The sequence below is a fragment of the Paenibacillus tyrphae genome (assembly GCF_000722545.1).
GTDB classification, from domain to species: Bacteria; Bacillota; Bacilli; order Paenibacillales; family NBRC-103111; genus Paenibacillus_G; species Paenibacillus_G tyrfis.
Genome location: NZ_JNVM01000012.1, coordinates 1 through 26989, shown reverse-complemented (window position 1 = coordinate 26989; position 26989 = coordinate 1). Strand labels below are relative to the sequence as shown.

Sequence of the window (26989 nt, the reverse complement as noted above, 5' to 3'; positions counted from 1 at the left end):
ACCCGGAACGCATACCAGCGCTCAAACGGCGAGCGGGGTACTCCGGAGTATACACGGGGTGTGCGGACTCCGAATCGCGAGGTATTAACGAAAATCCCCCGATTTGCTGCGAATTTGTTCATTTTCGTGCGAAAATGACGAAAACTTGGTTGAATTTTAAATTTAGACGGTTGTCCGGGTTGACATCGAGGACAAGCTATGGTAAATTTATTCGATATTCGTGAGAATATACTTAAACCCTCATACAACCCCTATACGGAAGATTTTCCTCGAGAAAGCAGCGTTATTTCCGCACATGTTTAATCGTTCATTCAAGGAACTCCCATGATTAGGAATTGTTGTAACACTGATTCACACTGGCGCGGTCTTCGGAGCCGCAAGGATGGAAGAGAGGCAGGGCTTTCATTGTTTTAGTATGCGCAGCATCATGTACAGAAATTGAATTTGCTTTGGGGTAAGGAAGGGTAACCGGTGTTTTTAAACGACCAAAGAAGGCTCGGTCAGGGACAAATCCGCTGACGGAGCTTTTTTTGTTGCCGCGGAGCCGCCCATTCCGGAAGAAATTTCCACCCCCTAATACATTTCTAACAGTTTTCCCCTATAGTTAAGCTCAAACGGCATTCCAGAGAAAAGAGGTTACGGAATTGAATCTGTTCGTGTATGGCGTCGTTTCCTTGAATCACAAAGACAACCCGTTTATTTCCAGACATTCTTTGCTGCTAAGCGACGAGGCCTGGGTGAGAGGCGTTCTGTACGATACTGGACTCGGTTTTCCCGCATTAACCTCCGGGGAAGACAAGGTTAGCGGCAAGCTGCTGGCGATGGGGGACGTCGCTTTTGAAACCGTCTCGGAATTGGCGTCGAACTTTAACGGGATGAATCCGCCGTACCGCTTCGAGCTGAAGTCCGTTCAAGTGTTTGTGGGAGCGGTAACCTACGAGGCGTTGGCTTATATGTACGCTTCCGGTCATGGCTTGACGCGGATTGAGAGCGGGATCTGGCTGTAGCCGGGAACGGAGTGCTGAGAAAAAGATCACGATTTATGAAAAACGAAGAAATAGTGAGATTTGTAGAGATTGGAAAAGAACCGTATCTGAGAAAGCGCTCTTATGTGCCAGAACTTCCCCTATTTCGCTCCAGAGCCATTCCCACCGTTCTTTACAGTTGCTTCCGACAAGCGTAATATTCAATTCATAAATTTACAGTTTCCAAATTCTTATCGCTTAATTTCCGCCATCGTGCGGAAAGCGGGGGAACCACAAGGGAAGCCTGAGCTGCCGGTGTGAGAGCCGAAAGCCATGCGTCCCCGGGGTGAATCCTCATCGTGCATGTATAACATGCACTGGGGTAGGGCGACTCTCACCGCCCGAATCCGTCAGCTAACCTCGTCAGCGTTGGATCGAACAGCCGTTTAGCGGCCGGCCGCGGCCTTATGTTCGAATGGAGAGAGGATGATGAAGCTTGTGATCGTATAGCGACCACAGGGCTCCTGCCTCTGTGGTTTTTTATTGTCTTTTTTTGGAAAAACGGAACGTCAGTTCCATTCGCAAACTTATAACTATGCACCATTCCATGCAGTATATCGCTGAATTCCCGGCTCGCCGGGAAGCGGGGGAACCAACGGGACATGACAACGCGTTAGACGCGCCGATCGGTCCAAGGGGTGAATCCCTTCGCGCTTGCCTTGCAAGCGCTGGGGTAGGGCGACTCTCACGCCCGAATCCGTCAGCTAACCTCGTAAGCGTATAGAGAGAGGCAACGATTGTCGTGAGCACATAAGACACGGTATGTTTCACCGTGCCTTGGAAGCCACGGGAAGAGTCACCTCTTGCCCAAGGCTTCTTTTTTGTTGCCTTTTCTCCTGGAGTGAACAGGAGGAGAACGTGTAAAAATGATCAAATCATCATCCGGCTATATTCTGGTGTCGGCGCCGAACAAGGCGGGAGAAAAATTTATCCGCGAGCTGCAAAGACGGCAGCTTCGCCTCGCGGCCCTTGCCAACAGCAAGGCTGAACATACGAGGCTGGCCGGTCTTGGCGTCGGGAATGTAGTGACGATCGATACGTCGGGCTGCGAGTCGTGGACCGTACCGCAGTTTACGGTTAGCCGGGTATTTTTGTTCGAGAAAAGCCTGAACTTGTCATGCCGGTACATTCAGATTTGCCGGACGTGGACGAACGGGCCGATTTACCTGATTACAAGCAATCCGAGCCCCCGGCTCGTGTATAAGGGGCTTGGTGCGCATCATGTCATTTATATGAACGGCGACGATGTCGGATTTTTGATCGACGGCCATTTGGAGTAATCGAGCGCAACCGCTCGGAAGGAGGCGTTGGAAAGTGGCGGACTTATACATGGTATTGCTGTTAGCCGGAACCTACGTGTTGTTCTGGGGCTTTCTGACCTGGTGCAACCGGGTAACCGAGGAATCGGGAGGGGACGGACGATGATCGTCATCGGGGGATTAACTTTATTCGTATTCATCTACTTGGCGTATGCCTTGATTCATCCGGAAAAGTTTTAACCAACCGGATTCCGCTTGTTTACTAAAGGAGGTTTGGACCCCGTGGGTATTTTGCAAATAGCCATTGTCATAGGGATTCTGGTGCTGCTGGCGAAGCCGCTCGGCACTTATTTATATCATGTCTTTTCCGGCGAGGCCAATCGTACGGACCGCTTGTTCGGATGGGCGGAGCGGCCGATTTTCAAGCTGATCGGGCTGCGCGAACGCAAGGGAATGACATGGAAAACGTACGGACTCAGCTTTATCGTAACGAATATTGTGCTGGTTGCTTTCGGATATTTGCTGTTAAGGGTACAAAAGCTGCTGCCGCTCAATCCGAACGGTATCGATAATATGGAGCAGACCTTGTCGTTCAATACGGTCATCAGCTTCATGACGAACACGAACCTGCAGCATTATAGCGGGGAGTCGGGCCTTTCTTATTTGTCGCAAATGGCTCTGATCACCATGATGATGTTTACTTCCGCGGCGACGGGGCTGTGCGTGGCGATCGCCTTTATCCGCGGCGTTACGACCAAGGGGAAGACGCTAGGCAACTTCTACGAAGATTTCGTCAAGGCGCACACCCGTGTATTTCTGCCGTTTGCTTTCGTTGTCACGCTGGCGCTGGTAGCTTTGCACGTGCCGCAGACACTTCAGCCGACGATAACCGTGCAGACGCTCGAAGGAGCGGATCAGCAAATTGCGATTGGACCGGTCGCGTCATTGGAATCGATTAAGCACTTGGGAACGAACGGCGGAGGTTTCTTCGGCGTCAACTCGGCCCACCCGTTCGAGAACCCGAATCCGCTGACGAACGTGATCGAGATGCTGTCGATGTGGTGCTTGTCGGCGGCGCTACCGTACACGTACGGGTTGTTCGCGAAGAACCGGAAGCAAGGCTGGGTTATTTTCTCCGCGATGCTTATTTTGTTCTTGCTGTTCCTGTCGCTCGTCTACACGTCCGAATTAAACGGGAACCCGGCGTTGAACAAGCTGGGCATGGATGCCTCCCAAGGAAGCATGGAAGGCAAAGAGGTACGCTTCGGCATTCCGATGTCGGCCTTGTTTACGACGGTGACGACGGCGGCGACGACCGGCTCGGTTAACAACATGCACGACACGCTGACGCCGCTCGGGGGCATTACGCCACTCGCGCTGATGATGCTGAACTGCGTGTTCGGCGGCAAAGGCGTCGGACTTGTCAATATGCTCATGTACGCCATTCTGGGCGTGTTCCTTGCAGGGCTGATGGTCGGACGGACTCCGGAGTTTCTGGGGCGGAAGATCGAGGCCCGCGAGATGAAATTGATCGCGATTGCGATTTTGGCGCATCCGTTTATTATTTTGGCGCCGACGGCGATTGCGCTTGCGACAGAGCTGGGCAAAGCGGCGATCACGAATCCGTCGTTCCACGGCATTTCGCAGGTGTTGTACGAATATACGTCATCGGCGGCCAACAACGGCTCCGGCTTCGAGGGTCTGGGCGACAATACGGCGTTCTGGAACATTACGACGGGCCTTGTGATGCTGTTCGGGCGCTATATCTCGATGATTGCGCTGCTAGCCGTAGCCGGTTCGCTCAGCCGCAAGCAGTGGGTGCCGGAGACGGTCGGTACGTTCCGTACGGACAACGGCTTGTTCGTTGGTATACTCGTCGGAACGGTGCTCATTATCGGGGCGCTGACGTTCCTGCCGGCCATTGTGCTGGGGCCTGTGGCCGAGCATTTGACGCTGCGTTAAACGTAAGATCGCGAAGGAAGAGGGGAGTTACCCATGAGTTCGAATCGAAAAAGCATGCTGTCCGGACCGATCGTTCGGAATGCGATAAAAGAAAGCTTCGTGAAGCTGAATCCAGTCACGATGATGAAAAATCCGGTGATGTTCGTGGTCGAGGTAGGCACGCTCGTCGTGCTGTTAATGACGCTGCTGCCGGGCTATTTTGGAACGGAAGAGAGCGTCGGCTTCAACTTCACCGTATTTGTCATCCTGTTGTTTACGGTGCTGTTCGCGAACTTCGCGGAGGCGCTCGCCGAAGGGCGCGGGAAGGCGCAGGCCGACTCGCTCAAGAAATCGAAGAAGGAAATTACCGCGAATAAAGTGACGGGAGCCGGCGTGAAGCAGGTTCCCTCCACCGAGCTGCGGAAGGGCGATATCGTTATCGTATCCCAAGGCGAAATGATTCCCGGCGACGGCGAAGTGATCGAAGGGCTGGCGTCTGTGGACGAATCGGCGATCACCGGGGAATCGGCTCCGGTCATTAAGGAAGCCGGAGGCGACTTCAGCTCGGTGACCGGAGGGACCCGGGTAGTGAGCGACAAGATCCGGGTGCGCATTACGAGCGACCCCGGTGAATCGTTCATCGACCGGATGATCTCCTTGGTTGAAGGCGCGAAGCGGCAGAAGACGCCGAACGAAATTGCGCTGAACACGCTGCTTACCAGCTTGACGCTCATTTTCATGATCGTCGTCGTCACGCTCGCCCCGATTGCCCGCTACCTGGAGATCGAGCTGCAAATTCCGGTGCTGATCGCGCTGCTGGTCTGCTTGATTCCGACGACGATCGGCGGCCTGCTGTCGGCGATTGGGATCGCCGGGATGGACCGGGTGACCCAGTTCAACGTATTGGCGATGTCGGGGAAAGCCGTTGAAGCGTCCGGCGATATCAACACGATGATTCTCGATAAAACGGGCACGATTACATTCGGGAACCGGATGGCGAGCGAGTTCGTGCCGGTCGGCTCGGCGGACTCTGATACGGTGGCGGAGTGGGCGGCGATCAGCTCGGTCAAGGACGAGACGCCGGAAGGCCGCTCCGTGCTGGAGCTGATGAAGAAGCAGAGCTTTTCGTTTGACCCGGCGCTTGCCGAAGGCGGCGAGTTTATCGAATTCAAGGCCGAGACGCGGATGAGCGGCATCGACCTGACGGACGGTCGTCAGGTGCGCAAGGGCGCCGTGGATGCGGTCAAGAAGTGGGTGCAGGCACAGGGCGGCGTCATCCCGGCCGATCTGGAAGCGAAGGGCAATGCGATCGCCTCCGAAGGCGGCACGCCATTGGCCGTGGCCGTTGACCGCGAAATCGTCGGCTTGATTTATTTGAAGGACACCGTCAAGCCCGGCATGAAGGAGCGGTTCGAGCAGCTGCGCAAGATGGGCATCAAGACGATCATGTGTACGGGCGACAATCCGCTGACGGCCGCTACGATTGCCCGGGAAGCCGGGGTGGACGATTTTATCGCGGAGAGCAAGCCAGAGGACAAAATCGCCGTCATCCGGCGCGAGCAGGCCGAAGGCAAGCTGGTGGCGATGACCGGCGATGGCACGAACGATGCGCCGGCGCTGGCGCAAGCCGACGTGGGCCTCGCGATGAACAGCGGGACGGTAGCGGCGAAGGAGGCGGCCAACATGGTTGATCTCGATTCCGATCCGTCCAAAATCATCGAAGTCGTAGCCATCGGTAAGCAGCTTCTGATGACTCGCGGCGCACTGACGACGTTCAGTATCGCCAATGACGTGGCGAAATATTTTGCGATCATCCCGGCGATGTTCACGCTCGCGATTCCGCAGATGGAAGCTCTGAACATCATGAAGCTCGGCTCGCCGATGTCGGCGATTCTCTCGGCGCTTATTTTCAACGCGATCATCATCCCGCTGCTGATTCCGCTGGCGATGAAAGGCGTGACCTACAAGCCGATGAGCTCGACGCAGCTGCTGCGCCGCAATTTGTTCCTGTACGGGCTGGGCGGGGTATTGGTGCCGTTCGTCGGCATCAAGCTGATCGACTTGGCAGTTCACCTGTGGATTTAACGGGTTAAAAACTTGCATCCTTTTTCACTGTCAAGATTTGTAGAGAAAACAACTTGGAGATATGATATATAGAAAGGGAATGATTCCTTATGGTAAACCGCGTCAATCATGAAGAGGCCGAGACGGCCCGCTTCTCGCTCAGTATTGCCGTACGCGCTTCGATCGTGTTTATCGTCGTTTGCGGTCTTATTTACCCGCTCGTTTCGACCGGAATCGCGCAGGCGATTTTTCCGGCTCAGGCGAACGGCAGCTTGGTCCAAGACCGCAGCGGCGCCGTAGTCGGCTCCGAACTGATCGGGCAGCAATTCAGCGATCCGAAATATTTTCAGGGACGCGTATCGAGTATTGATTATAAAGCTGACGCCTCGGGCTCGAATAACTATGCGCCGTCGAACCCCGAGCTGGTGAAGCGGACGCAGGAATCGATCGAGGCCTGGAAGGCGGCCAACCCGGGCGTGCCGGTCAGTGAAGTTCCGATCGACCTGCTAACCAACTCCGCCTCGGGTCTCGATCCGCATATTTCCCCGAAGGCAGCCAAAGCGCAAGTGCCGCGGATCAGCAAGCTGATGGGGATCAGCGAAGCGGACCTCGGACAGCTGGTGGAGCGCCAAACGGAAGGGCGGGATCTCGGCGTATTCGGCGAGCCCCGTGTCAACGTGCTGAAGCTGAACCTGGCGCTTACCGATATGATGACGAAAAAGTAGTGTAAAAGGAGCTGTTGTGTCTTGTCCGGAAAAGCCAAACATACCGCCGCCGTGTCGCTCGGCGTCATGGCCGCGGGATTCGCGGCGACCATACCGTGGGCGGATCATACGTGGGTACGCCTGCTGCAAAGCGGATTCGAAGCGGGACTTGTAGGGGGGCTGGCCGATTGGTTTGCCGTGACCGCCTTGTTCCGCCATCCGCTGGGCATACCAATCCCGCATACCGCGCTGCTGCCCAATAACCGGAAGCGGGTAACGGAGGCGCTCATTGCAACCGTCGAGCAGGAGCTGATCAGCAAAGAAAGCATCCACAGCAAGCTCGCCGAACTGAAGATCGTTTCGCGCGGACTGGAAGGGGCCGAACGGGTTCTGGAATCCGACAAGACACAGCAGAGCATCGCGGTATTGTGCGAACGGCTGCTGGACTATATCCCATGGGATCGTATACCCGCGCTGCTGGAGAAGGAAATCCGGCAGCGCATTGACGCGTTGGAGGCCGCGCCGGCTCTCCGCAAAGCGCTAGATCAAGTGTACAAGCATCAGGGGGACGAGAAGGCGCTGGATTTTCTGCTAGACTTGGCCGAGCAGCTTGCTATGACCAGAGAAACGCAGCACCGGCTCGGCGCGATGGCCGCGCAGGCGATGCATGGGCTTCAGACGAACGGATTTATGCAGCTCGCGGTTAATGCGTTTCTCGGCTTCTATAATGAAGAGAAGCTCGGGGCGATGATCCAGCAGTTTTTATGGAATGCCATCCGTGATATGAAGCGGCAGGGGAACAAAAACCGGCTGGCGCTGCTGGCGGAGCTGCGCGTCCGGCTGGAACGTTGGCTGGCCGATCCGGAGACGGCGGATACGTTGGACGCCTGGAAGGTCCGGCTGCTGGATAACTTGGACCTCACAGCCCGGACGGAGCGATGGGTAGAGCAGTTGAAGGAGCGGCTTCTCGAAACGGTGCGCGAGCCGGAGTTTGCCGAGCGCTACGCGATACGTTTTCTGAAGGAGCTGCTGAACCGGATACGGGAAGACGAAGAGGGTCTGGAGAAGCTGGAGCAGTGGGTCCATCAGCAGCTCGGCCGTTGGGTGGAGGCCAACCATTCCAAAATTGGCGCTTTGATCCGCGAGAATGTGGATCGGTTCGACAATGAGACATTGATTGCATTAATGGAAGATAAAATAGGAAGCGACCTTCAGTGGATTCGAGTCAACGGCGCGCTGTGCGGCTTTTTGATCGGATTAGTGCTGGGAACGGTCAAAATGTTCGTCTGACGCCGGAGAAGAGGGGCGAACTCAAGATGGGGACGGAAACGTTCAAGCGAAAAACGCCGGAAGAAATTTTGCGGTCCATCTCCAAGCTTCATCAAGGACGGCTTAAAGTGTATATTGGGGCTGTGAGCGGGTCGGGAAAGACGTATCACATGCTCCGGGAAGGACAGCTGCTGAAGGAGCAGGGGATCGACGTCGTCATCTGCGCCGTTTCCACGATGCAGCGGCCGGAAACGGTACGGCAGATCGGCGATTTGGAGCGGGTGTCTAGCATCCGTTGGCAGAAAGACGGTGTAGAAAAGAAGGATTTGAATCTGGAAACGCTCACCGATCGCAATCCCGAGGTCGTACTGGTAGACGGTTTGGCGCACCGCAACCGCGAAGGGGCGCTTTATCCGACGCGGCTTGAGGATATCCGGTATTTGCTCAGCAAGGGTATCAGCGTCATTACGACGGTCAACGTGTACGAGCTGGAGGGCGCAATGGAGCTGGCCCAGAAGCTGACCGGCATCGAGGTGCGGGAAACGGTACCGTCCGATACGCTGGAATTGGCCGATGAAGTCGTGCTGATCGACGCGACGCCGGAGATGATTTTAAGCCGGGTCGAGGAAGGCAGCGTGAAGGCACAGAAGGGCGCGGGCGTATTCAAGCGGGGCAATCTCGCGGTGCTCCGGGAGCTGGCGCTGCGGCTCGTGGCGGAAGGCGTTAACGATTCGCTGGAGAAGCACCGCGAAGAGCTGGGACTGATCGGACCGTCGGGTGCGGCCGAGCGCATTCTCGTATCCGCTCAATATCATTGGAACGGCTCGATCTATGTACGGCGGGGCCAACAGATCGCCAAGCGGTTGAACGGCGACCTGCTTGTGGTCGCTTTTGTCGATCGGAAGAAGGACTTATCCAAAGAAGAGGCGGCATTTAAGCGGTCGATGGTCAAGCTGGCGGAGAAGGTTGGCGGAGTGTTTGAAGAGCTGGCGCTGTGCGGGCGCCGTTCCTTGCCCGGCGTGCTGGTGAACTATGCGCTGGCGCATAGCGTAACGCGCATCGTCCTCGGGCACTCCAGGCAGACGTTATGGCAGGAGCTGTGGCAAGGGTCGATCGTGCACGACATGCTCAAGCGGACGCGCAATATCGATATTTTTATCGTGGCGGACCGGGCGGCGCATGAGGGCGAGCGTATTTTGCCGACCAAGCAGACCAAGCGGCAGAAAGCATCCGATCTGTACCGCCGGCTCAGCTCGGATGAGGTCGAACGGGAGATCGCGCAGCTTCGCAAAGGCCGGTTTAAGGTTTATATCGGTGCGGCACCGGGCGTCGGCAAGACGTATACGATGCTGCGGGAAGGCAACGATCTGCTGAAGAAGGGGATCGGCGTGCAGATCGGGCTGCTGGAAACGCACGGCCGCAAGGAGACGCAGGCGCAGATCGGCGAGCTTCAGACGATCCCGCGGCTGGTGATCGATTACCGCGGCACGAAGCTGGAGGAAATGGATATGGACGAGATCATCCGGCGCAAGCCCGAGGTCGTGCTGGTCGACGAGCTGGCGCATACGAACGTGCCTGGCAGCAAGAACAAGAAGCGCTACGAAGACGTGCTGGAGCTGCTGTCAGCAGGCATTTCGGTCATCACGACGGTGAATGTCCAACATTTGGAAAGCTTGAACGACGCGGTGGAGAAGCTCACCGGTGTTCGTGTCCGGGAGACGGTGCCGGACCATATTTTGCGCTTGGCCGACGAAGTTCAACTGATCGACGTCGCGCCGCAAACGCTTCAACAGCGCATGAGAGAGGGGCGCATTTACGCGCTCGACAAGGTGGATCAAGCGCTCGGTCATTTTTTTCGCACCGTGAATTTGATTGCGCTGCGGGAGCTGGCTCTTCGTGAAATTGCCGATGACGTAGACGAACGGCTGGAATCGTACGAACGCAAAAGCTCGCTTCGCGGTCCGTGGCGCAGGCAGGAATCGATCTTTGTGTGCGTGGACGTCACCCCGGAGGCCGAGCGGTTGATCCGGCGCGGCTTTCGCATCGCTCATCGGCTGAAAGCCGTATGGCATGTGGCCTACGTCCAGCTCGGCAGCGGGGCGCAGAGCAGCGAGCTGTCCGCCCGATTGGAGCAGCTCCGCAAGCTGACGGAACGGCTCGGCGGCGTCTTCGAGGTGCACCGGGCGGAACATCGGCGGCGTCTGCCGGAAGTGTTGGCTGCCAAGGCCGATGCTTGTCAGGCAACGCAGCTCGTTATAGGCCAATCCAGCAAGCCTTCCTGGAAAGAAATGATACAGGGCTCGATCGTGAAAAAGCTGCTGCGCCACTCCCGGCATATCGACGTGCTCGTCGTGGCGGATGCGGAGACCAATCCGGGCTAATTTACGAGAAAGGAGACGTTTAACAGGATGAAAATTCAAGAGCTGGCCCGGCGGCTGAACGTCTCGACCCGGGCAATCCGATTTTATGAGGAAAAAGGCCTCCTGTCGCCCGCCAAGCATCCGGACAACGGCTACCGCCGGTTTACGGAGGAAGACGCTTGGCGGCTGCAGACGATTCTGGCGCTGCGGGAGGCCGGTATTGCCGTAGACGATATTCGGACCGTGCTGGAGCGGACGGACCGGGCCGAAACGGACGAAGTCCGGCGCTATTTGGAGCTGCAGCGCTCGGCTCTTTACGGGCAGTGGCTGGAGCTTCGGGAGACGCTTGCTCTGCTGGACGGCATGATCGAGCGGACGGAAGACGAGCCGGAATCGCTTCGGGACCGTTGGCATGCGCTGGCGGAACGGGCCAAGGCAAGCAAGGCGATTCGCGATTCATGGGCCGATCTCTGGAACTTCGATGCGCTGTCGGAGCAGTGGGCGCTAAACGGCAGCGCCGGACTTACGCCGCATGTACCGGCTGAGCCCGCTTACTCGCGCATCCTAGCCCAGGCCGCAGAGCGGGTTGCCCCGCAACACGGCGAATGGGGACTCGACATCGGAACGGGCACCGGCGGCTTTGCTTCCCGCTTGCTTACAAGCGGCGTGCGCATGGTCGGTATCGACCAATCGGCCGAAATGCTGCGCCGCTGCCGCATGCAATTGCCGGCTCTGGAGACGAGAATCGGCAATTTGCTATCCGTTCCGTCGTTTGACGGACAATTCGAATTCGTCGTTACCAGCTTTGCGTTCCATCATTTGACGGAAGCGCAGCAGCCGCTCGCGTTGGCGGAGATGGCCCGGGTATTGAAAGCGAAGGGGCGCATCGCCATCGTCGATTGGATGGATGCCCCGGATGACCTATATGCGGCAAGCGGAACGGCTCCCGGCGAAGAGCATTATGCCGAATCGCAGCGGTTGATCGCTTGGTTTCAGACCCATGGATTTCGTGCGGAAACCGTGAGCTTAGACGAAGCCTCCGTCTGCTTAGTTCTCGCGGTGCGAGCTCCGTTATAAACCTCTGTGTGCAAGATCCCCAATCCCTCCAATTGTTCCACATAATAACACACATTCCTCCCGAGCCAGAAGAGTCATACTAGCTTAGAAAGCGGTAAACCTGCGATGGCCGGAGGGATGATGTTCATGAGCCTAAAAAACCGAAAAGGCGTTTCCATCTTTTGTTTTTTGGTATGGTTTACTTTGTGCGCTTCGACGGGATGCGGTCCTGAGAAGGGAGAGCTCCATACGAGCGCCGGGCAAAAGCATATTGCCGGTAAGGCTTCGTACGGTGAGGAGGAGCAGGTGCTATCCGGTTTCCAGATGATCGGCGAGTATGCGGTCAAACCCTATGCTATCGGCGGGACGAACCCGCCATCTCCCGAACCATGGAGCAAGAAGAAAAAGGCTTACCTTACTTTCGACGACGGACCCTCCCGCCAAACCAAACATATCCTGCGTATTTTAAGGGAAAAGGGCATTAAGGCCACTTTTTTCGTTACAGGAAAATCGTCACCGGAGCTTCAAGCGTACTATAAGCTCATCGTGAACGAAGGGCACAGTTTGGGAAATCATACATATTCGCACAATTATGGCTACATTTATTCCTCCGTCGCAGCATATCGAACGGATACGGAAAAGTTGAATGATTTATTGGCTCGAACAGCAGGAGTCAGGCCGGACTTTTTTCGTTTTCCGGGAGGTTCTAACAATCATTTGAGCCGCAAAGCGGGCGGACGTCACATCATGGCGAAAATTGCCCGGGAAATGACTAATATTGGATATCAATACTTCGATTGGAACGTCAGTTCGACAGATGCGGCCGCAGTTACATTGCCTAAACAGGATATTTTGGCATCCGTACGGTCGAACAGCCGCGGGAAAAATCAAATCATCGTGCTCATGCACGACGATGACCATAAGACGACCACGGTGGAGGCGCTCCCGGATGCGATCGATTGGTTGAAAAAGCAAGGATACCAGTTCGAGACATTATCGAAATCCTCTTTTGTTTTTCAATTTTTGCATCCGCCCGGCTAATTATTTTGGCAAAGCCTTCGCATACTAACATCATCATGAAGGGAGATGAATCTGCGCGATGGCACAACAGCAATCGGGATCTGGAGATTCCAAGGAACAACAGCGGCAGGCAAACGCCAATCAGGCTGGAGCCGATAGTGATGCAGCCAAAACACGGAATAAAAAATTGAACGGTCCGAACCGTCCGTCCACCTAAACGGGGCAGAGGAGAGGCGCAGCTCATGAACGATAAGGAAAATCGGGATAAAAACGCATCGTACGAGCAGGTCGATACCGGCATTTCGTATAACGCCAAGAACGATCCTGAGCTCGATCCTTTTGAAATTAATTTTCGCCAGGAATTTCATCAAAACCGGGGTCCGCGCAAAGCGTTCGTGAACGAATACGGCGTGCTGATCGGAGATCATATTTATCAATCGGAGCAATCTCCGCTTGAACAATGGAGCGATGAGACCGATCCGGCCACCATGTCCGGGGACCAGTGGGTGCATCCGTATAAAGACGTAGGCTTTCAAACGACGGAAAACCGCGAGCTCTTTGAGCAGGGAATCGTGCCGCAGGGCTACCCGTTCATGCACTCGGACAAAGATGTGGCCTACAAATCGTATCCGAGCGGCGAGCCCGACGAGAAGGATGCCGATCAAAAATAACGGCGGAACGTGTGCCCCGGCTGCGATTTCAAGTCAAGTCGGAGTAATCCGAATAGAGAAGTTGATTGGAATGCCTTGCTTTCGCCCCGTACCGTTGTATAATGGACATAGGAAACTTTATATACCTTTATGTTCGTTCAAAGGAGTGAAAGCTTAACATGTCCATGTCATTTGAAGCATACATGAGAGATATGGTGCAGCCGATGAGAGACGAGCTGACGCGTATCGGGGTAACTGAGCTTCGTACGCCGGAAGAAGTATCCGAGGCGCTCGACAATATGAAAGGGACCGCTCTGATCGTGGTCAATTCCGTGTGCGGCTGTGCCGCGGGCCAATGCCGTCCAGGCGTGGCCCAGGCGCTGCAGCACGAAGTGAAGCCGGACCACCTTTACACGGTGTTTGCGGGTCAAGATAAGGAAGCAACAGCTAAGGCACGCGAATATTTTGCACCGTATCCGCCGTCCTCGCCTTCGATCGCGCTGATGAAAGACGGCCAATTGGTGCATTTCATCCAACGCCATCAAGTAGAAGACCGTTCCGCCGAAATGATCGCCAACGATTTGATCGGCGCCTTCGAAACCTACTGCAAGTAAGAGGTTATTCCTCCTAGAGACTCCTGCCGGCGCTTGAAGCGTCAGGCGGGAGTTTTTGTAATTTCCGGATCGTGCTATAATGTAACCAAAATTGACAAGCGGCAAGAACGGACGGTCAGAAGTTGAAACTATAAGCGGCTGTCCAGCTTCCGCAAGTCGCGATTACTCGCGTGGAGAGGTGTGGAGAACGATGAGTCTGCAGCAGGACATTATTGCAAAGCTTGGCGTCAAGCCGGTGATCGATGTTAATGAGGAGATTCGCAAGCGGGTCGATTTTTTAAAAGAATACGTGCTTAAAGCAGGCGTCGACGGGCTGCTAATCGCCATCAGCGGCGGGATCGACAGCGCTGTGGCGGCTGGGTTGTGCAAGCGGGCTACGGATGAGCTGACGGCCGAGAAAGGCCGCGAATACAAAACGGTCGGCGTGTTTCAGCCGTACGGGGAGCAGACGGACATCTCCGACAGCTACGCGACAGCGGAAGCGTTCGATTTGAAATATCGCATCGAGACGAATATCGAGGAAGCGGTTAACGAGATCGCGCTCGAAGCCGAGTACGGATTGAAATCGATCGGCGTGCACAAGCATTTGAGTCGCGGCGGCAAAGGGAATGTCAAGGCCAGAACGCGGATGGTCGTGCAGTACGCGCTTGCGTTCGAGCTGAATCTGCTCGTGGTCGGTACGGATCATGCATCGGAGGCGATTACGGGCTTTTTCACCAAGTATGGCGATGGCGCTGTCGATATCACTCCGATGAGCAGTCTGAACAAACGCCAGGTGCGGCAGCTTGGCCGCGAGCTAGGCGTACCGGCCAGCGTGCTGGATAAGGCGCCTACCGCCGGCCTGTGGGAAGGGCAGACGGACGAGAACGAGCTCGGCATCACTTACGACGACAACAGCAATTACTTGGAAGGCAAGACGATTTCGCCCGAAGCGCAGGAGAAGCTGGAAAAGCAATATTTGAAGACGGAGCACAAACGGGTGCCGATTCCCGGCATTTAGCCAGTGCTTCACGCATAACGACAAACGCATGCTCACCCTACAAGGGCAGCATGCGTTTTTTATCATGTTAAGCTTGCTTTGCCTGAATTTCCCGGCGCAGCCGTTCCGCAAGCTCCTGCACTTGCATCGGGCCCAAATCGCCTTCGCCCCGTTTGCGGACGGCAGCGGTGCCGGAGCTTTGCTCGTTCTCGCCGAGGACTAGCATATACGGCACCTTTTCAAGCTGGGCTTCGCGGATTTTGTAGCCGAGCTTTTCGCTGCGCAGATCGGCTTCCACCCGGACGCCCGCCGCCGCGAGCGCCTTTTTCACTTCCATAGCGTACGGATTGTAAACGTCGGAAACGGGCAAAAGCTTGACCTGCACCGGAGACAGCCAGAGAGGGAACGCCCCGCTGTAGTGCTCCGTCAAAATCCCGAGGAACCGGTCGATCGAGCCGTAAATCGCGCGGTGAATGACGACCGGACGGTGCTTTTGATTGTCTTCGCCGATGTAGGACAGGTCGAATTTTTCCGGCATTTGAAAATCGAGCTGAATCGTTCCGCACTGCCAGCTTCGTTTGAGCGCGTCCAAAATGTGAAAATCGATTTTCGGTCCGTAGAAGGCCCCGTCCCCCTCATTGAGGCTGTAGGCGATTCCCCGGCGTTCCAGCACGCTGCGCAGCGCCGATTCCGCCTGCTCCCACAGCTCGGCGGAGCCCATCGAATCCTCGGGCCGTGTGGACAGCTCGATCTTGTACTGGAAGCCGAACACCTTGTACATTTCGCCGATCAGGTCGATGGCACGGCCGATTTCTTCTTCGATCTGGTCGGGGCGGACAAACAGATGCGCGTCGTCCTGGCAGAAGGTGCGCACGCGCATCATCCCGTTCAGAGCGCCGGAAAATTCGTGCCGGTGCACCTGGCCGAATTCGCAGAGCCGGATCGGCAGCTCCCGGTAAGAATGCAGATCGTTTTTATAAATAAGCATGTGGCCCGGGCAGTTCATCGGCTTGAGCGCGAACTTCGTCTCGTCCACCTCGGTAAAATACATGTTCTCCCGGTAATGATCCCAATGTCCGGATTCTTCCCACAGCCGCTGGTTCATCATGAACGGCGTGCGGACTTCGTCGTAATCGTTCACCGCTTGCTGCTCGCGGGAGAAGTTCTCAAGCACCGTACGGATCGTCGTCCCTTTTGGCAGAAAGAACGGCATCCCCGGCGCTTCCTCGGAGAACATGAACAGCCCGAGCTCTTTGCCAAGCTTGCGGTGGTCGCGCTTCTTGGCCTCCTCCAACAGATGCAGGTGCTCGTCAAGCTCTGCCTTCTTCGGAAAAGCCGTGCCGTAGATGCGCTGCAGCATCTTGTTATTGGAATCGCCCCGCCAATAGGCGCCGGCGACGCTCAGCAGCTTGAACGCTTTAATGCGGCCCGTGGACGGCAAATGGGGCCCGCGGCACAGATCCACAAACTCGCCCTGCTCGTACAAGGAAAGAACCGCCTCGTTAGGCAAATCGCGGATAAGCTCCAGCTTGAGCGGATCTTCCGAAGCTTCGAACGTTTGCACGGCCTCGTCCCGGCTGACGACGCGCCGGATAATCGGCACATTTTCTCGGACGATTCGCTCCATCTCTTGTTCGATCGAGGAGAGGTCATCGACGGATAGCGGCTTTTCGATGTCGATATCATAATAAAATCCGTCTTCGATGACGGGACCGATCCCCAGCTTCACCGCTTTTTGCCCGTATAGGCGTTTAATAGCCTGAGCCATCAGATGCGCCGTGCTGTGACGGTATACCTCCAAGCCTTCTTTGCTGTCGAGCGTCACAATTTCAACCGAAGCGTCCGCTTCGATCGGCCGGTTCAAGTCGACGACCTTTCCATCGATTTTACCTGCAACGGCTTGTTTTTTCAGGCTGGAGCTGATCGATTCGGCCACCTGCTCGATTGTGGCTCCTTTTTCATACTCCCGGAACGAGCCGTCCGGCAGCTTCACTTGAATCTTCATGGTTTTCGTCCTCCGCTTCCGGTCAAATGGGATATGAACGCAAAAAAAACGCATCTCGCCCAAGGGACGAGTGCGTTCAGCTCGTGGTTCCACCCTAATTCGACCGGCTGCCCTTCGCGTCATGGCTGCTGCCAGAACGTAAGGAATCATGCCGGACCTCATGGCCATCCGGTAACGGGGATGAGACGGTGCGCTTAATTTCGCGGTCGCCGGTAAGGATCGCGAGTTCGGCGTCACGGCTGCAAAGGGGTAATTCCATGCCGGTCGCTGGAGGAGCTTACAGCCGGGACTCCTCTCTCTGTGCAGCCCTTGCAAAGAATCGTGTCTTTGGTCATTGCCTGATGTTTCAATATTCTAACTTCTTCGCGAGCGTAAAGTCAAGAGGGAATAGCTGATTGATCGAGGCGAGATGGAAATCGTTTGCTGCGTGCCTTCTTGAACTTGTCCTTCCGATCGGATACGATAAAGCCAAACGAAGTACGACTGACAGCTGCGGACATACGCGTAAAGAGGACAAGGAAAGGAATAACGGCTATGATTATCGGCATCGGTACCGACGTGTTGGAAATTGAGCGGATGCGCAAGATTCTGGAGCAGCCGTCCGGCAAGCGTTTCTTAGAGCGGGTATTGACACCCGCAGAGCGGGAACTGGCGGCTGTAAGAGGAGGGAGGCTGGCCGAGTTCGCAGCCGGGCGCTTCGCTGCCAAGGAGGCGGTCGTAAAGGCGCTCGGCTGCGGGATCGGAAAAGAAGTAGGATTTCAGGACATGGAAGTGCTGCCGGACGGGAAGGGCAAGCCGGTATGCCGGTTGTCGGAGGCGGCCTGGGAACGGTTAGCTGCCTGGATGCCGTCCTTCCTGTCAGTAACGGCAGACACGGTTCGTATTCATCTGAGCATCACGCATAGCGAAACGCTGGCCATGGCCTATGCCGTAGCGGAGCGAACCGCAGCTAATCCATAGGCCCGATGACGTAACGGGCAATTTTTACAGGGTTAGGCTGCTCTCCTTACCTGTGCATTTGGAATGGCAGGTACAGGAAGCGGCTTATTTTTTGCTTGCCAGCCATTCGGCCAGCGCCGTCGTTTCCTCCGGTTTCAGCTTGCCTTGAAAGCCCGGCATGCCGCCCCCGCCTTGTTCGATCTGCTTCACGATCTGTTCTTTGGTCAGCCGGCCGCCGGCCTGCTGCAGGTTGGTTTTCGGCCCCATGCGGCCTTCCATGTTGCTTGCATGACAGGAAAGACAGTTCTGCTTGTAGACCGTCTGCACCTGCTCGGAAGCGCCGGCCATCGCCTGTTCTGCCGTGAGGCCGCTTTCCTTCTTGCCGCCGCCGAACGGGTCTGGGCTATTAGCCGTGCATGCCGTTACCGTCGCCAAAATCGTCAAAACCGCCGCTGCGGCCGCCCATTGCTTCCATCGTTTCATTCTGCATTCATCCCCTTGTCTCGCATACGAATCATCACGCCGAGCGTGAACATACTGAGGCCGCCGAAGCCCCCGATCAAGACAGGCGCATAGCCGAGATACATCCATACTACCGTTATCGTCAGAGCAAGCATCCACGCCCCGAACGCCCCGAGCACCCAGCCCAATCGAGGGAAGAGGGCAAGATAGGCGGCTGTAAGCGCGAGCCCCTTCAGCACCGGCCAATAGAACGGATCGATTCCTATAGGACCGCGTGTGAGCAGCCAAACGGCCGCGACGGCTGCCGCTGCAACTAGAAGCGGACTCAGGACCCCGTTCTGCGCCGTGCGTTCGACAGACTTGCCCCGCCGGCGGAGAAAGACCGCCGCCGTAAGGATGAGCGCAACCAAGAACAGGACAGGCTGAAACAGCTCCCAATCCCGCCATTGCCCGACAAACGTCAGGATAGCCGAAGCCATCCACGCCATTCCCCAAATGTATAAATAAGCCGAATAAGGGGCTGCCGCCCTCCAAGCTTGCGTTTCGGCAGACAGCTTGTCCGTCCGGATTCCGCCGATGGGGCCTCCAGCCGCATTCGCTTGTTTCATCGATATCGCCTCGCTTTGCCGAACGTTGCAAAAACCGCCGATTTTCCGAAAATTCGACGGCATTTACAGGTAGCGTACACCTTTAGGGGGGCGAAAGTCAAACCCGGCGAAGACTTGGTAGGAGCCGTTCGTCCGACGCGTTCCGAGGGTATTATTTTGCGGGCGTAAACCGATGTTTTTTGGCATATTCGCGGGGGGAGAAGCCGGTCACCTTCTTGAAAATGCGGCTGAAATAAAACTCGTCTGCGTATCCGACGCTACCGGCAATCGATTTCAACCGGTAATCCGACAGCACCAGCAGCTCCTTGGCCCGGTCTACGCGCAAATGCGTAAGGTAATCGATCGGACTGTAGCCGATGTATTTTTTGAACAGGCGGGAGTAGTGGCTCACGCTGAGCCCAGCCATCTGCGCGAGCCCTTCGAGCGTGAGAGGCTCCCGGTAATGCCCGACCATGTAGTCCTGCGTCAGCTCGATCGCCGCCGTCGTATCGCCGGCGATTTTCTGCGCGCGGAAATCGGCGACCAGCGTCAGGAAAAACTCCTGCAGCACGATTTTGCGCCGCATCGCGGTCATGTGCCCCCGGCGCTTCCACAGCATATGGAGCTGTTCCATCAAATAAATGAGCTGCGGCGTATTGGTGACCGTGTACATCCCCTCCAGCGGGAACCGGGCTTCGGCGGCGCTGCGGGAAATCCACTGTTCCTTCTCCTCGTAAACTTCCGTATAATGAAAACGTAGAAAATAGTATTCGAGCGGCTGCTCGGGATCGGTCGTGCGTTCGACGATCATGCCGGGGGAGAAGCAGAACAGCTTGCCGGGTTCGGCAGGATAATTCGTGCCGCCTATCGTAAAGGTGCCCTTGCCCTTGATGATCAGCCATACGGAGTGGTACTTGATCGTCCGTGGCTTCTGGCGCCAGTCGGGTTCGCATTTCTGATGCCCGACGAGCAGAATCGAGATGACCAGCTTGTTCAGGCGCGAGGCCAGCTCTCCGGGAGTCAGCATCGGCGTCCGTCCTTTCCTTCTTGAGATAAGGCCGTCATGAGCTATTTTTAAAGCTTCGCTTCAACCTTGGTAAACGTCGTAGTTATCCTTGCAAAAAAAGCCATACAGCCGTTTAGTCGGGGGTATTGATTTCCATTATATCCCGAAAACGTGTGCAAAGAGAAGGAGATCTTATGTCCAGTTCAGAGCAAAAGCAGTATTTCTCCACCGAGCTATTATCCTGGTACCGGCGGCACAAGCGCGATCTGCCTTGGCGGCGCAGCCGGAATCCGTATCATATTTGGGTATCCGAAATCATGCTGCAGCAGACCCGGGTCGACACCGTCATTCCTTATTTTAACCGGTTTATGGATAAATTTCCGACCGTCGAAGCGTTGGCCGAAGCACCGGAGGACGAAGTGCTGAAGGCTTGGGAGGGGCTCGGCTATTATTCCCGTGCCCGCAATCTGCAAAGTGCCGTTCGCGAGGTACGGGAGCGTTACGGCGGCGTCGTGCCGGACACGAAGGAGGAGGTGTCCTCGCTGAAGGGCGTCGGTCCTTACACGACCGGGGCGATTCTGAGCATCGCCTACAACAAGCCCGAGCCTGCGGTAGACGGCAACGTGATGCGCGTGCTGTCGCGATATTTTTTGATCGAAGACGATATCATGAAGGGGGGCACCCGCGTCAGCATGGAGAAGCTTGCGCAGGAGCTGATTCCGGAAGGGGCGGCTGGCGATTTCAACCAAGCGCTGATGGAGCTTGGCGCGCTCGTCTGTACGCCCAAGTCGCCGAGCTGCCTGACCTGTCCGGTCATGGCGCATTGCGCGGGAAGGGCGGCCGGCCGGGAGGAATCGCTGCCGGTGAAGACCAAGGCGAAGCCGCCGCGGCCGGAGCGGCGCTACGCCGTAGTGATCGAAGGCGCGGCGGAGTACGCCGGCCGGGTCCTGATCCGCCAGCGGCCGGCCGAAGGGCTGCTGGCGCGCCTATGGGAACTGCCGCATGCGGCAGTTCCCATAGCGCCCGCAGCCGCGGAGCCGCGCGGCGAAGGCGGAGACCCCGCCGCGGCCCATGCCGCGCTGGCGGCGCATCTGGCCGTGGACGGCCTCGGGCTCGGCCCGGTCGGCTGCCTCATGCAGGCGGAGCATACGTTCAGCCACATCCGTTGGGAGATGGATGTGTACGCCGGCCGCCTGGAGGAAGCCTCTGCGCTGCTGCTGCCCGTGCCGCTGCCGCCTCACTATCGCTGGGTAAACCGCGAGGAGATGGAGCAGTACGCGTTTCCGAACGTCTTTTTGCGCATCCTGAACGCATATTTTGGCCGGTAATAACAAAAAGCACTCCCTTGAAATGTTCATGAGAGTACCTAGAATGACTTATGGAATCCTACGGTGTTAAGCCGGCTTTTATTTATAGGGATTGTAGATAAACATCGCTTCGTTGCCCATCAACAGGTGATACATGAAATAGAATAGCGGCGAGAAAAGGATCACTAAAAAGAGAATTGCCACCAGCAGAAGACCGCTATTCCGCTGCTTCGGTTCGTTTGTTTTCAGGTTTGCCATACGTCATAACCCCTTTTCACATTTTTTTGCTCCACGATGTCCTTATAACTGAAATTATAGGAAACGCCGCGGATTGTGTAAGTGATGTAAATCACGCTTTTCTTTTCCAAATGTGAAAGATAAATGGCAATGTGAAGAGAGGCATAGACAACCCGGACAAAACGAAAAACGCCAGCCTGGGAACGAAGGTCTGCCCTTCGCCCCGGGTTGGCGTTTCTTGCGATTATCTAGTAAATTTGTTTTTTCATCGCTTGGATGTCTTTGATCAGAATGTGCTTTTTGTCGATCGCGATGTGATCGTCCTCCTGCAGCTCTTGAAGCACCTTCGTCACCGATTCGCGCACGGTACCGACCATATTGGCCAGCTGCTGATGCGTCAGCTTCATATCGATAAACATGCCGCCGGCTTTCGGCTGGCCGTATTCTTCCGCCAACCGGCAGATCGTTTTGATCGTGCGCGTCCGGACGTCGAGGAACGTCAGGTCGTATATTTTCTCGTTCGCTTTGCGCAGCCGCTCCATAGTCACTTCCATTAGCTTCAGGCACAGCCTGGGGCTTCGCTCCATAAACTGCTGAAAATCCGAACGCATCAGCGTATACAGCGAGCAGGCTTCCAGCGTTTCCGCCGTTGCGGAGCGCTTGAGCCCTTTTTGAACCAACGACATCTCCCCGAAAAAGTCGCCTTCCCGGAACAACGAAAGAATAATTTCCTTGGAATTGTCGATTCGGTAAATTTTGACGACACCGGAATGAATCAAATAAAATTCCTCGCCGACGTCTCCTTCGAAAAACAAAATGGTCCCTTTTTTGAATTTCCGTTCCACGAAAAGAGGAACGATCGTCTCCAACTCGGCCACCGACAAGTCTTGAAACAGCGGCACATCATGCAGGAGAGTGATCAGTTTGCTCATGGTCTCACTCTTTCCCGATCAATTATGTTGCGTTTTTCGGTCACGTTTTCCGTTTTCTCCAAAATTCGCCTGTTTGTCTATCATACTACGTTCCGGCTTCGGGGGAAAGGGGCCTTCGATATCCCTGTCGGGCGGTCTTGAAGGAAGCGGTCTGATCGATACATGCCGAGAATAGAAAAAGGACTGCATGGAGGAGAACCTCCGCAGTCCTTTGCGGGCAAAGCCGATTATTTTACAGCCGCTTCGTAACGTTTGCCGACTTCGTTCCAGTTGACAACGTTCCAGAATGCTGCGATGTAGTCAGGGCGTTTGTTTTGATATTTCAAGTAGTACGCGTGCTCCCATACGTCCAGACCGAGGATCGGCGTTTCGCCTTCCATGATCGGGCTGTCTTGGTTCGGCAGGCTGTACACTTTCACTTTGCCGTCTTTGGTCACAGCGAGGAAAGCCCAGCCGGAGCCGAAACGAGTCGTAGCCGCTTTGGCGAAATCTTCTTTGAACTTGTCGAAGCCGCCCAGTTCGTTGTTGATCGCGTCAGCCAGCTTGCCGCTCGGAGCGCCGCCGCCGTTCGGGCCGATCGTTTCCCAGAACAAGGAGTGGTTCGCATGGCCGCCGCCGTTGTTGCGGACTGCGGTACGGATGCTCTCCGGTACACTGTTCAGATCTGCGATCAGGTCTTCCACGCTTTTGGATTGAAGATCGGCATGACTTTCAAGCGCAGCGTTCAGGTTCGTAACGTATGTGTTGTGGTGACGATCGTGGTGGATCATCATGGTCATTTCGTCGATGTGAGGCTCAAGCGCATTGTTCGCATAAGGAAGTGCCGGTAATTGGTGTGCCATCTTCTATCTACCTCCTGAGGATATGAGATTTCCAAGATTTATTATCGCCTATTTTCTATATAAAATCAACATTTATGTATATTAAGTGTTCGTGGCGGGGGCATCCTCTCCACGGAACCGTTCGCCGCCGCGGTGTTCGATCTCATGGATGATCTGCCCGAGCATGGCGGTGCCTTGAGCATTTAGCCAAGGGGACAGGTCGCTCATGACCCTTTGGTTGTAATGAAGCTCCTCCGACGTCCATTTCGTCATCTGCACATCGTTCAGTTCGTCAATCCGGCGCATAGTACCGGCATTCGTCGTTGCTTCGTTTGTCATCGTCTTCCTCCTCCAGGCAATCTGAACGATTGCCGCGTGATTTTGCATCCGTCTGTGCAAAGCCAAAGATTACCGGATTATCGTTTCACGCTGTTCGGACTTTTATGCAAAAAAAAGAGGAGGCATTTCTGCCTCCGAGACTGTTGAGAAAGTGGTCAATTGAGGTAATAGAGGTGTACGAGGGGGTGAGGTATCCACTTCCGACCGCTCTTGTCATCGGGAAATTTGATTGGAAACCGCTTGTTAGCGGATATTTCCCGAAGACAAAGGCGGCCGCTATCGCTTCTCCAGTGGATACCCCACCTCCGTATGCATCTCTATCTTTGTAAAAGCCCACTTTCTCAACAGCCTAAGAGGAGGCATTTCTGCCTCCTGAGCTCTAACCCCCACTGCTTGAACTGGAGCTCCCGATCCCGCCATGCCCGCCGGAGCTTCCCGAAGAGATGCCGCTGGACGAGCTGGATGAACTTGACGAGCCGGAGCTTCCTTTCGAGCTGCTGCTTGTAGAAGATCCAGACGAACCGGTCGATGCCGACGAGCCGGATACGGATTTGCCCGGCGTACCCGCAGAAGAGGAGGAAGAGTCACCGCTAGCCGTACCCGAGCTGCTGCCGCTCTTAACGCCGGAGCTGGAGCCGGACGAAACGGAGTCTTTCGTGTTGAAGCTGCCTGTTCGTCCGCTGGTTGTCGGCGCAGGCGTATTCGTCGGTTCCGGCGTGCTCTTGGACGGGGCAGCCGGCGTATTGCCGCTTCCTTGTGACTGGGTGGCATTGCCGCCCGGCTTCGTGACGGTTGGCGGGGAAGCAACCACTCCGTTCGATCCCACGCCGGATCGGCGGTAGTACGTGTTGCCGCCGTAGATATAAGCGCTGCTGCCCGAACGGTTAATGCGTCCGCTGCCATCGTCGCATTCACCGTCGTTGTTGTCGTCCCGGCAGTAGTCTGCCGGCGGAGCTGTTGCCGCGCCGGCTGCAGCACCAGCTGCCGCACCGGCTGCGGCTCCGAGGCCGGCTGCAGCTCCGGCACCGGCCGCAGCTCCCGGGCTGGTCGCGGCAGGAGGCGGATTGATCCCGCCTTGTGCAGGCGGGGCAGGCTGCAGCGGGGCATTCGCTGCCGGAGGCGAGGAGCATCCGGCGCTTGCAGCCAAGGTGGCTGCTAAAAACAGGCTGATCAGCTTCTTATTTCCCGCTGCCGATGAAGCGTTCGGATTGGAGGGCTCATGCTTGTTCATCTTGATTCGCTCCCATTCTAAGGAAATTACCAATTAATACGAAACGGCTACATTTAATGTTTCGGCAAATTTCTTTCAATCTTTCATTGCCGAAACTTTTTTGTGCGCTATATACTAGAGTGGTAAGTTTTACTAGAGTTGTCAACAGGGAGATTGCTGGAGGGAGCAAATGCGGATGAAGAAGCGATGGCTTCACGTAACGTTAGCGACGGCAATGATGCTGTCGCCTTTTTTGGCTTGGAGTTCGGGGAAAGTACACGCAGAAGAGGGAAACAGGAATGCATGGTCCTCGTCTCCGCCATTTTCAATGCCGTCGTCCCTCTCAACTCAGCCGGCAAACGTAGTTTCCGGAAAAGTATGGGTGAAATACAAGGATCAAGCTCGAAACGGGAGCTCTGTCGGAATGTTTGCGGCTGTAGACTCGGATTCGTTCGTCGAAATGCCGCTGGTGGCGGGAGAGAACGTGATTTCCGCTGTCGAACGCTATAAACGGGACCCTGCCGTGGCGGCAGCCGAGCCCGAATATTTACTGCAATACGCCGATCCGGCGGTTATGGAGATGCCGGGTCATGTCACAAACGGAAGCGGCTCGCCGACCGTGACCTCTTCCATCTATCGTCCAAACGACCCTTATTATGTGAACGGGAGCCAATGGGGCCTCAGCGTCACGGAGATGACCTATGCCTGGGAGCGCGTGCCGGAAAGATCTTCGATCCGTATCGCGATCGTCGATTCGGGTGTGAATCCGAATCATCCGGATCTGGCCGAGAGCTTGGAAGCGGGCTATAATGCGCTTGACGAAGGCCAGCCTCCTGTCGACGATTCGGGACACGGTACGATGGTCGCCGGGATCGCTGCAGCCGTAACCAATAACGGCATCGGCATTGCCGGAGCCGCCGGTGGCGCACGGATCGTTCCGGTGAAGGTAGGGAAGAAAGACGCCAGCAATAAAGACTACATTCCGAGCAGCGCCGTAGCCCAAGGCATCCGGTGGGCGGCGGACAACAAGGTAGACGTGATCAACATCAGCCTGGGGATGCCGCAAAACAGCCAAATGATAAAAGAAGCTGTCGATTACGCCCTGGCCCGGAATGTGGTTATCGTCGCAGCGGCCGGCAACGAGAGCAACCATTGGCTTTTCGGCGAGCCTGCGGATTTTCCGACCCGTGAGGACAACTCCTACAGGAAGTTTGCTTGGACCGTCTACCCGGCGCGCTACGAAGGTGTCGTTTCCGTAGGCTCGGTTAGTCGCTTGGCGAACAATGCGTTGACGATTTCCGATTTTTCCAACATTGGGAAAATAACAACGGTTGCACAGGGAACCGGCGTCTACTCGACAGCGCTGTCCGGAGGCTATGCCAGCGGTGCCGGGACCTCTTATTCATCCCCGATGGTTGCGGGACTGGCCGCTTTGCTCAAAACGCAAAATAAAAATTTGAGCTCGCAGGACGTGCACCATATTTTGCTTGACAGCAGTCAAAAACTGGATGTACCACCGATCGCGGGATATTATTTGGGGACATATTACTCTCCGAAGTATCAAGATTATTATGGCGGAGGGCTGATGAACGGCAAGCGGGCTTTTACAATGCCGCGTCTCCGTATGACGGCAGTGCCGGAGCCGGACGGGCGGCAAGCCAACGTGACGGTAAAGGCATTGGACGATAAAGGGAACTTGCTTCGGAATCTGTCCTCCGAAATTTCAGTGACGGTGAATCACGAGGATCGTTATAAACAGAACAAAACCGTTTCTTTGGTCAACGGGGAATGGAGCGGTCCGGTCGAGCTTTCCGTGACCGACGACGTTTACGATATTACGATCCAGGCCAACGATGTGCCCGGCAGCGGCAATGAATTCATCGAATCCGGCGCTGCAAGGTTTTCCAAGCTTCCGGATCGGCCGAAAGCCTCGATCGGTTCGGGAACTTACACCGCTCCCCAAACCGTAACATTATCTACTGCGACACCGGGAGCACGAATCTATGTAACGTACGATGGAGAGAACTCTTACGAATATGAGGGACCTCTAACAATCGGCTCCAATACGACGTTTTATGCGGCTGCGATGAAAAACGGCATCTGGAGCGAAACCGCCGAGTACGTTTACACCATCCAGCAGGCTCCTGCCGGCGGCGGGGGTGGAGGGGGCAGCGCGGGATGCTGCGCCGGAGGAGGCGGCGGT

General features: G+C 55.8%; 26 protein-coding genes and 2 riboswitches. Of the genes, 17 read left to right on the top strand and 9 right to left on the bottom strand.

Going from position 1 to position 26989, the window contains the following annotated elements; translation table 11 throughout:
* Positions 1–644: 644 nt before the first annotated feature.
* From ET33_RS15710 to nadE, 14 genes are all read left to right on the top strand, one after another.
* Positions 645–1007 carry a gamma-glutamylcyclotransferase family protein gene (locus ET33_RS15710; RefSeq protein ID WP_036683279.1) on the top strand — a complete coding sequence of 121 codons (363 nt, stop codon included), beginning with the start codon at positions 645–647 and terminating at the stop codon, positions 1005–1007.
* A 203-nt stretch (positions 1008–1210) separates the two neighbouring features.
* Positions 1211–1409, top strand: a riboswitch (cyclic di-AMP (ydaO/yuaA leader).
* Between the two features lie 164 nt (positions 1410–1573).
* Positions 1574–1760, top strand: a riboswitch (cyclic di-AMP (ydaO/yuaA leader).
* 131 nt (positions 1761–1891) lie between these two features.
* Positions 1892–2305 carry a hypothetical protein gene (locus ET33_RS15705; protein ID WP_036683275.1) on the top strand — a complete coding sequence of 138 codons (414 nt, stop codon included), beginning with the start codon at positions 1892–1894 and terminating at the stop codon, positions 2303–2305.
* 141 nt (positions 2306–2446) lie between these two features.
* On the top strand, positions 2447–2524 hold the full coding sequence (locus tag ET33_RS40625; RefSeq protein ID WP_100085834.1) for a potassium-transporting ATPase subunit F: 78 nt from the start codon (positions 2447–2449) through the stop codon (positions 2522–2524).
* 42 nt (positions 2525–2566) lie between these two features.
* Complete coding sequence (gene kdpA, locus ET33_RS15700) at positions 2567–4246, top strand: potassium-transporting ATPase subunit KdpA (protein ID WP_036683271.1); 1680 nt, start codon at positions 2567–2569, stop codon at positions 4244–4246.
* A 33-nt stretch (positions 4247–4279) separates the two neighbouring features.
* Positions 4280–6310 (top strand): potassium-transporting ATPase subunit KdpB, encoded by a 2031-nt coding sequence (kdpB, locus tag ET33_RS15695; protein WP_036683267.1) that lies wholly within the window; start codon positions 4280–4282, stop codon positions 6308–6310.
* 89 nt (positions 6311–6399) lie between these two features.
* Entirely contained in the window at positions 6400–7014 is a 615-nt protein-coding gene (gene kdpC, locus ET33_RS15690; RefSeq protein ID WP_036683263.1) for a potassium-transporting ATPase subunit KdpC, read from the top strand.
* Between the two features lie 21 nt (positions 7015–7035).
* Positions 7036–8283 (top strand): DUF445 domain-containing protein, encoded by a 1248-nt coding sequence (locus ET33_RS15685; protein ID WP_036683260.1) that lies wholly within the window; start codon positions 7036–7038, stop codon positions 8281–8283.
* A 26-nt stretch (positions 8284–8309) separates the two neighbouring features.
* Positions 8310–10643, top strand: coding sequence for a universal stress protein (locus tag ET33_RS15680; protein WP_036683257.1), 2334 nt, complete (start codon positions 8310–8312; stop codon positions 10641–10643).
* A 27-nt stretch (positions 10644–10670) separates the two neighbouring features.
* Positions 10671–11699, top strand: coding sequence for a MerR family transcriptional regulator (locus ET33_RS15675; protein ID WP_036683255.1), 1029 nt, complete (start codon positions 10671–10673; stop codon positions 11697–11699).
* 126 nt (positions 11700–11825) lie between these two features.
* Positions 11826–12719: a polysaccharide deacetylase family protein gene (locus ET33_RS15670; RefSeq protein ID WP_051775364.1), complete on the top strand. Its 894-nt coding sequence runs from the start codon at positions 11826–11828 to the stop codon at positions 12717–12719.
* 58 nt (positions 12720–12777) lie between these two features.
* A complete protein-coding gene (locus ET33_RS39235) occupies positions 12778–12915 on the top strand; it encodes a hypothetical protein (RefSeq protein WP_010502133.1) in 138 nt (45 codons plus the stop codon).
* 25 nt (positions 12916–12940) lie between these two features.
* Entirely contained in the window at positions 12941–13369 is a 429-nt protein-coding gene (locus ET33_RS15665) for a DUF3905 domain-containing protein (protein ID WP_036683252.1), read from the top strand.
* Between the two features lie 158 nt (positions 13370–13527).
* Positions 13528–13962 (top strand): BrxA/BrxB family bacilliredoxin, encoded by a 435-nt coding sequence (locus ET33_RS15660; RefSeq protein ID WP_036683250.1) that lies wholly within the window; start codon positions 13528–13530, stop codon positions 13960–13962.
* A gap of 190 nt (positions 13963–14152) precedes the next feature.
* Positions 14153–14962, top strand: coding sequence for an ammonia-dependent NAD(+) synthetase (gene nadE, locus ET33_RS15655; protein ID WP_036683249.1), 810 nt, complete (start codon positions 14153–14155; stop codon positions 14960–14962).
* A 67-nt stretch (positions 14963–15029) separates the two neighbouring features.
* Here nadE and thrS read toward each other — a convergent pair whose 3' ends face one another.
* A complete protein-coding gene (gene thrS / locus ET33_RS15650) occupies positions 15030–16946 on the bottom strand; it encodes a threonine--tRNA ligase (RefSeq protein ID WP_036683248.1) in 1917 nt (638 codons plus the stop codon).
* Positions 16947–17480: 534 nt separating this feature from the next.
* Between thrS and acpS the strand changes: the two genes are divergently transcribed.
* Entirely contained in the window at positions 17481–17906 is a 426-nt protein-coding gene (gene acpS, locus ET33_RS15645) for a holo-ACP synthase (RefSeq protein WP_036683246.1), read from the top strand.
* Positions 17907–17990: 84 nt separating this feature from the next.
* On the opposite strand, the gene ET33_RS15640 is transcribed toward acpS, so the two are convergent.
* The 3 genes from ET33_RS15640 to ET33_RS15630 all read right to left on the bottom strand — a co-directional run bounded on the left by ET33_RS15640 (position 17991) and on the right by ET33_RS15630 (position 19961).
* On the bottom strand, positions 17991–18368 hold the full coding sequence (locus tag ET33_RS15640; RefSeq protein ID WP_036683244.1) for a c-type cytochrome: 378 nt from the start codon (positions 18366–18368) through the stop codon (positions 17991–17993).
* Positions 18365–18955 (bottom strand): hypothetical protein, encoded by a 591-nt coding sequence (locus ET33_RS15635; RefSeq protein WP_152570645.1) that lies wholly within the window; start codon positions 18953–18955, stop codon positions 18365–18367. Before ET33_RS15635 ends, ET33_RS15640 begins: the two co-directional genes overlap by 4 nt.
* Before the next feature lie 151 nt (positions 18956–19106).
* The gene (locus tag ET33_RS15630) at positions 19107–19961 is read right to left on the bottom strand and encodes a helix-turn-helix domain-containing protein (RefSeq protein ID WP_036683238.1); all 855 of its coding nucleotides are present in this window, start codon (positions 19959–19961) and stop codon (positions 19107–19109) included.
* Positions 19962–20134: 173 nt separating this feature from the next.
* Here ET33_RS15630 and mutY point away from each other — a divergent pair, with 173 nt between their 5' ends.
* Positions 20135–21268: an A/G-specific adenine glycosylase gene (gene mutY / locus ET33_RS15625; protein ID WP_036683236.1), complete on the top strand. Its 1134-nt coding sequence runs from the start codon at positions 20135–20137 to the stop codon at positions 21266–21268.
* A 78-nt stretch (positions 21269–21346) separates the two neighbouring features.
* Here the strand turns inward: mutY and ET33_RS38920 are convergent, their stop codons facing one another.
* From ET33_RS38920 to ET33_RS39485, 5 genes are all read right to left on the bottom strand, one after another.
* On the bottom strand, positions 21347–21505 hold the full coding sequence (locus ET33_RS38920) for a hypothetical protein (protein ID WP_161783545.1): 159 nt from the start codon (positions 21503–21505) through the stop codon (positions 21347–21349).
* Between the two features lie 227 nt (positions 21506–21732).
* Complete coding sequence (locus ET33_RS15620) at positions 21733–22416, bottom strand: Crp/Fnr family transcriptional regulator (protein WP_036683234.1); 684 nt, start codon at positions 22414–22416, stop codon at positions 21733–21735.
* Positions 22417–22643: 227 nt separating this feature from the next.
* Positions 22644–23258, bottom strand: coding sequence for a superoxide dismutase (locus ET33_RS15615; RefSeq protein ID WP_036683232.1), 615 nt, complete (start codon positions 23256–23258; stop codon positions 22644–22646).
* An 81-nt stretch (positions 23259–23339) separates the two neighbouring features.
* On the bottom strand, positions 23340–23576 hold the full coding sequence (locus ET33_RS15610; RefSeq protein WP_235206726.1) for a hypothetical protein: 237 nt from the start codon (positions 23574–23576) through the stop codon (positions 23340–23342).
* Positions 23577–23955: 379 nt separating this feature from the next.
* The gene (locus tag ET33_RS39485; protein WP_179223940.1) at positions 23956–24807 is read right to left on the bottom strand and encodes a hypothetical protein; all 852 of its coding nucleotides are present in this window, start codon (positions 24805–24807) and stop codon (positions 23956–23958) included.
* Positions 24808–25210: 403 nt separating this feature from the next.
* Here ET33_RS39485 and ET33_RS15595 point away from each other — a divergent pair.
* The coding region (locus ET33_RS15595; protein WP_161783544.1) for a S8 family serine peptidase at positions 25211–26989 on the top strand (1779 nt) is incomplete at its 3' end.

Coding starts and splice junctions, on each gene's coding strand:
- acpS (WP_036683246.1), top strand. CDS start 17,481: ATGATTATCGGCATCGGTACCGACGTGTTGGAAATTGAGCGGATGCGC.
- ET33_RS15675 (WP_036683255.1), top strand. CDS start 10,671: ATGAAAATTCAAGAGCTGGCCCGGCGGCTGAACGTCTCGACCCGGGCA.
- mutY (WP_036683236.1), top strand. CDS start 20,135: ATGTCCAGTTCAGAGCAAAAGCAGTATTTCTCCACCGAGCTATTATCC.
- ET33_RS15620 (WP_036683234.1), bottom strand. CDS start 22,416: ATGAGCAAACTGATCACTCTCCTGCATGATGTGCCGCTGTTTCAAGAC.
- ET33_RS39485 (WP_179223940.1), bottom strand. CDS start 24,807: ATGAACAAGCATGAGCCCTCCAATCCGAACGCTTCATCGGCAGCGGGA.
- ET33_RS15640 (WP_036683244.1), bottom strand. CDS start 18,368: ATGAAACGATGGAAGCAATGGGCGGCCGCAGCGGCGGTTTTGACGATT.
- ET33_RS15610 (WP_235206726.1), bottom strand. CDS start 23,576: ATGACAAACGAAGCAACGACGAATGCCGGTACTATGCGCCGGATTGAC.
- ET33_RS15665 (WP_036683252.1), top strand. CDS start 12,941: ATGAACGATAAGGAAAATCGGGATAAAAACGCATCGTACGAGCAGGTC.
- ET33_RS15660 (WP_036683250.1), top strand. CDS start 13,528: ATGTCCATGTCATTTGAAGCATACATGAGAGATATGGTGCAGCCGATG.
- ET33_RS15705 (WP_036683275.1), top strand. CDS start 1,892: ATGATCAAATCATCATCCGGCTATATTCTGGTGTCGGCGCCGAACAAG.
- ET33_RS15670 (WP_051775364.1), top strand. CDS start 11,826: ATGAGCCTAAAAAACCGAAAAGGCGTTTCCATCTTTTGTTTTTTGGTA.
- ET33_RS40625 (WP_100085834.1), top strand. CDS start 2,447: ATGATCGTCATCGGGGGATTAACTTTATTCGTATTCATCTACTTGGCG.
- kdpB (WP_036683267.1), top strand. CDS start 4,280: ATGAGTTCGAATCGAAAAAGCATGCTGTCCGGACCGATCGTTCGGAAT.
- ET33_RS39235 (WP_010502133.1), top strand. CDS start 12,778: ATGGCACAACAGCAATCGGGATCTGGAGATTCCAAGGAACAACAGCGG.
- thrS (WP_036683248.1), bottom strand. CDS start 16,946: ATGAAGATTCAAGTGAAGCTGCCGGACGGCTCGTTCCGGGAGTATGAA.
- nadE (WP_036683249.1), top strand. CDS start 14,153: ATGAGTCTGCAGCAGGACATTATTGCAAAGCTTGGCGTCAAGCCGGTG.
- kdpC (WP_036683263.1), top strand. CDS start 6,400: ATGGTAAACCGCGTCAATCATGAAGAGGCCGAGACGGCCCGCTTCTCG.
- ET33_RS15635 (WP_152570645.1), bottom strand. CDS start 18,955: ATGAAACAAGCGAATGCGGCTGGAGGCCCCATCGGCGGAATCCGGACG.
- ET33_RS15680 (WP_036683257.1), top strand. CDS start 8,310: ATGGGGACGGAAACGTTCAAGCGAAAAACGCCGGAAGAAATTTTGCGG.
- ET33_RS15630 (WP_036683238.1), bottom strand. CDS start 19,961: ATGCTGACTCCCGGAGAGCTGGCCTCGCGCCTGAACAAGCTGGTCATC.
- ET33_RS38920 (WP_161783545.1), bottom strand. CDS start 21,505: ATGGCAAACCTGAAAACAAACGAACCGAAGCAGCGGAATAGCGGTCTT.
- ET33_RS15615 (WP_036683232.1), bottom strand. CDS start 23,258: ATGGCACACCAATTACCGGCACTTCCTTATGCGAACAATGCGCTTGAG.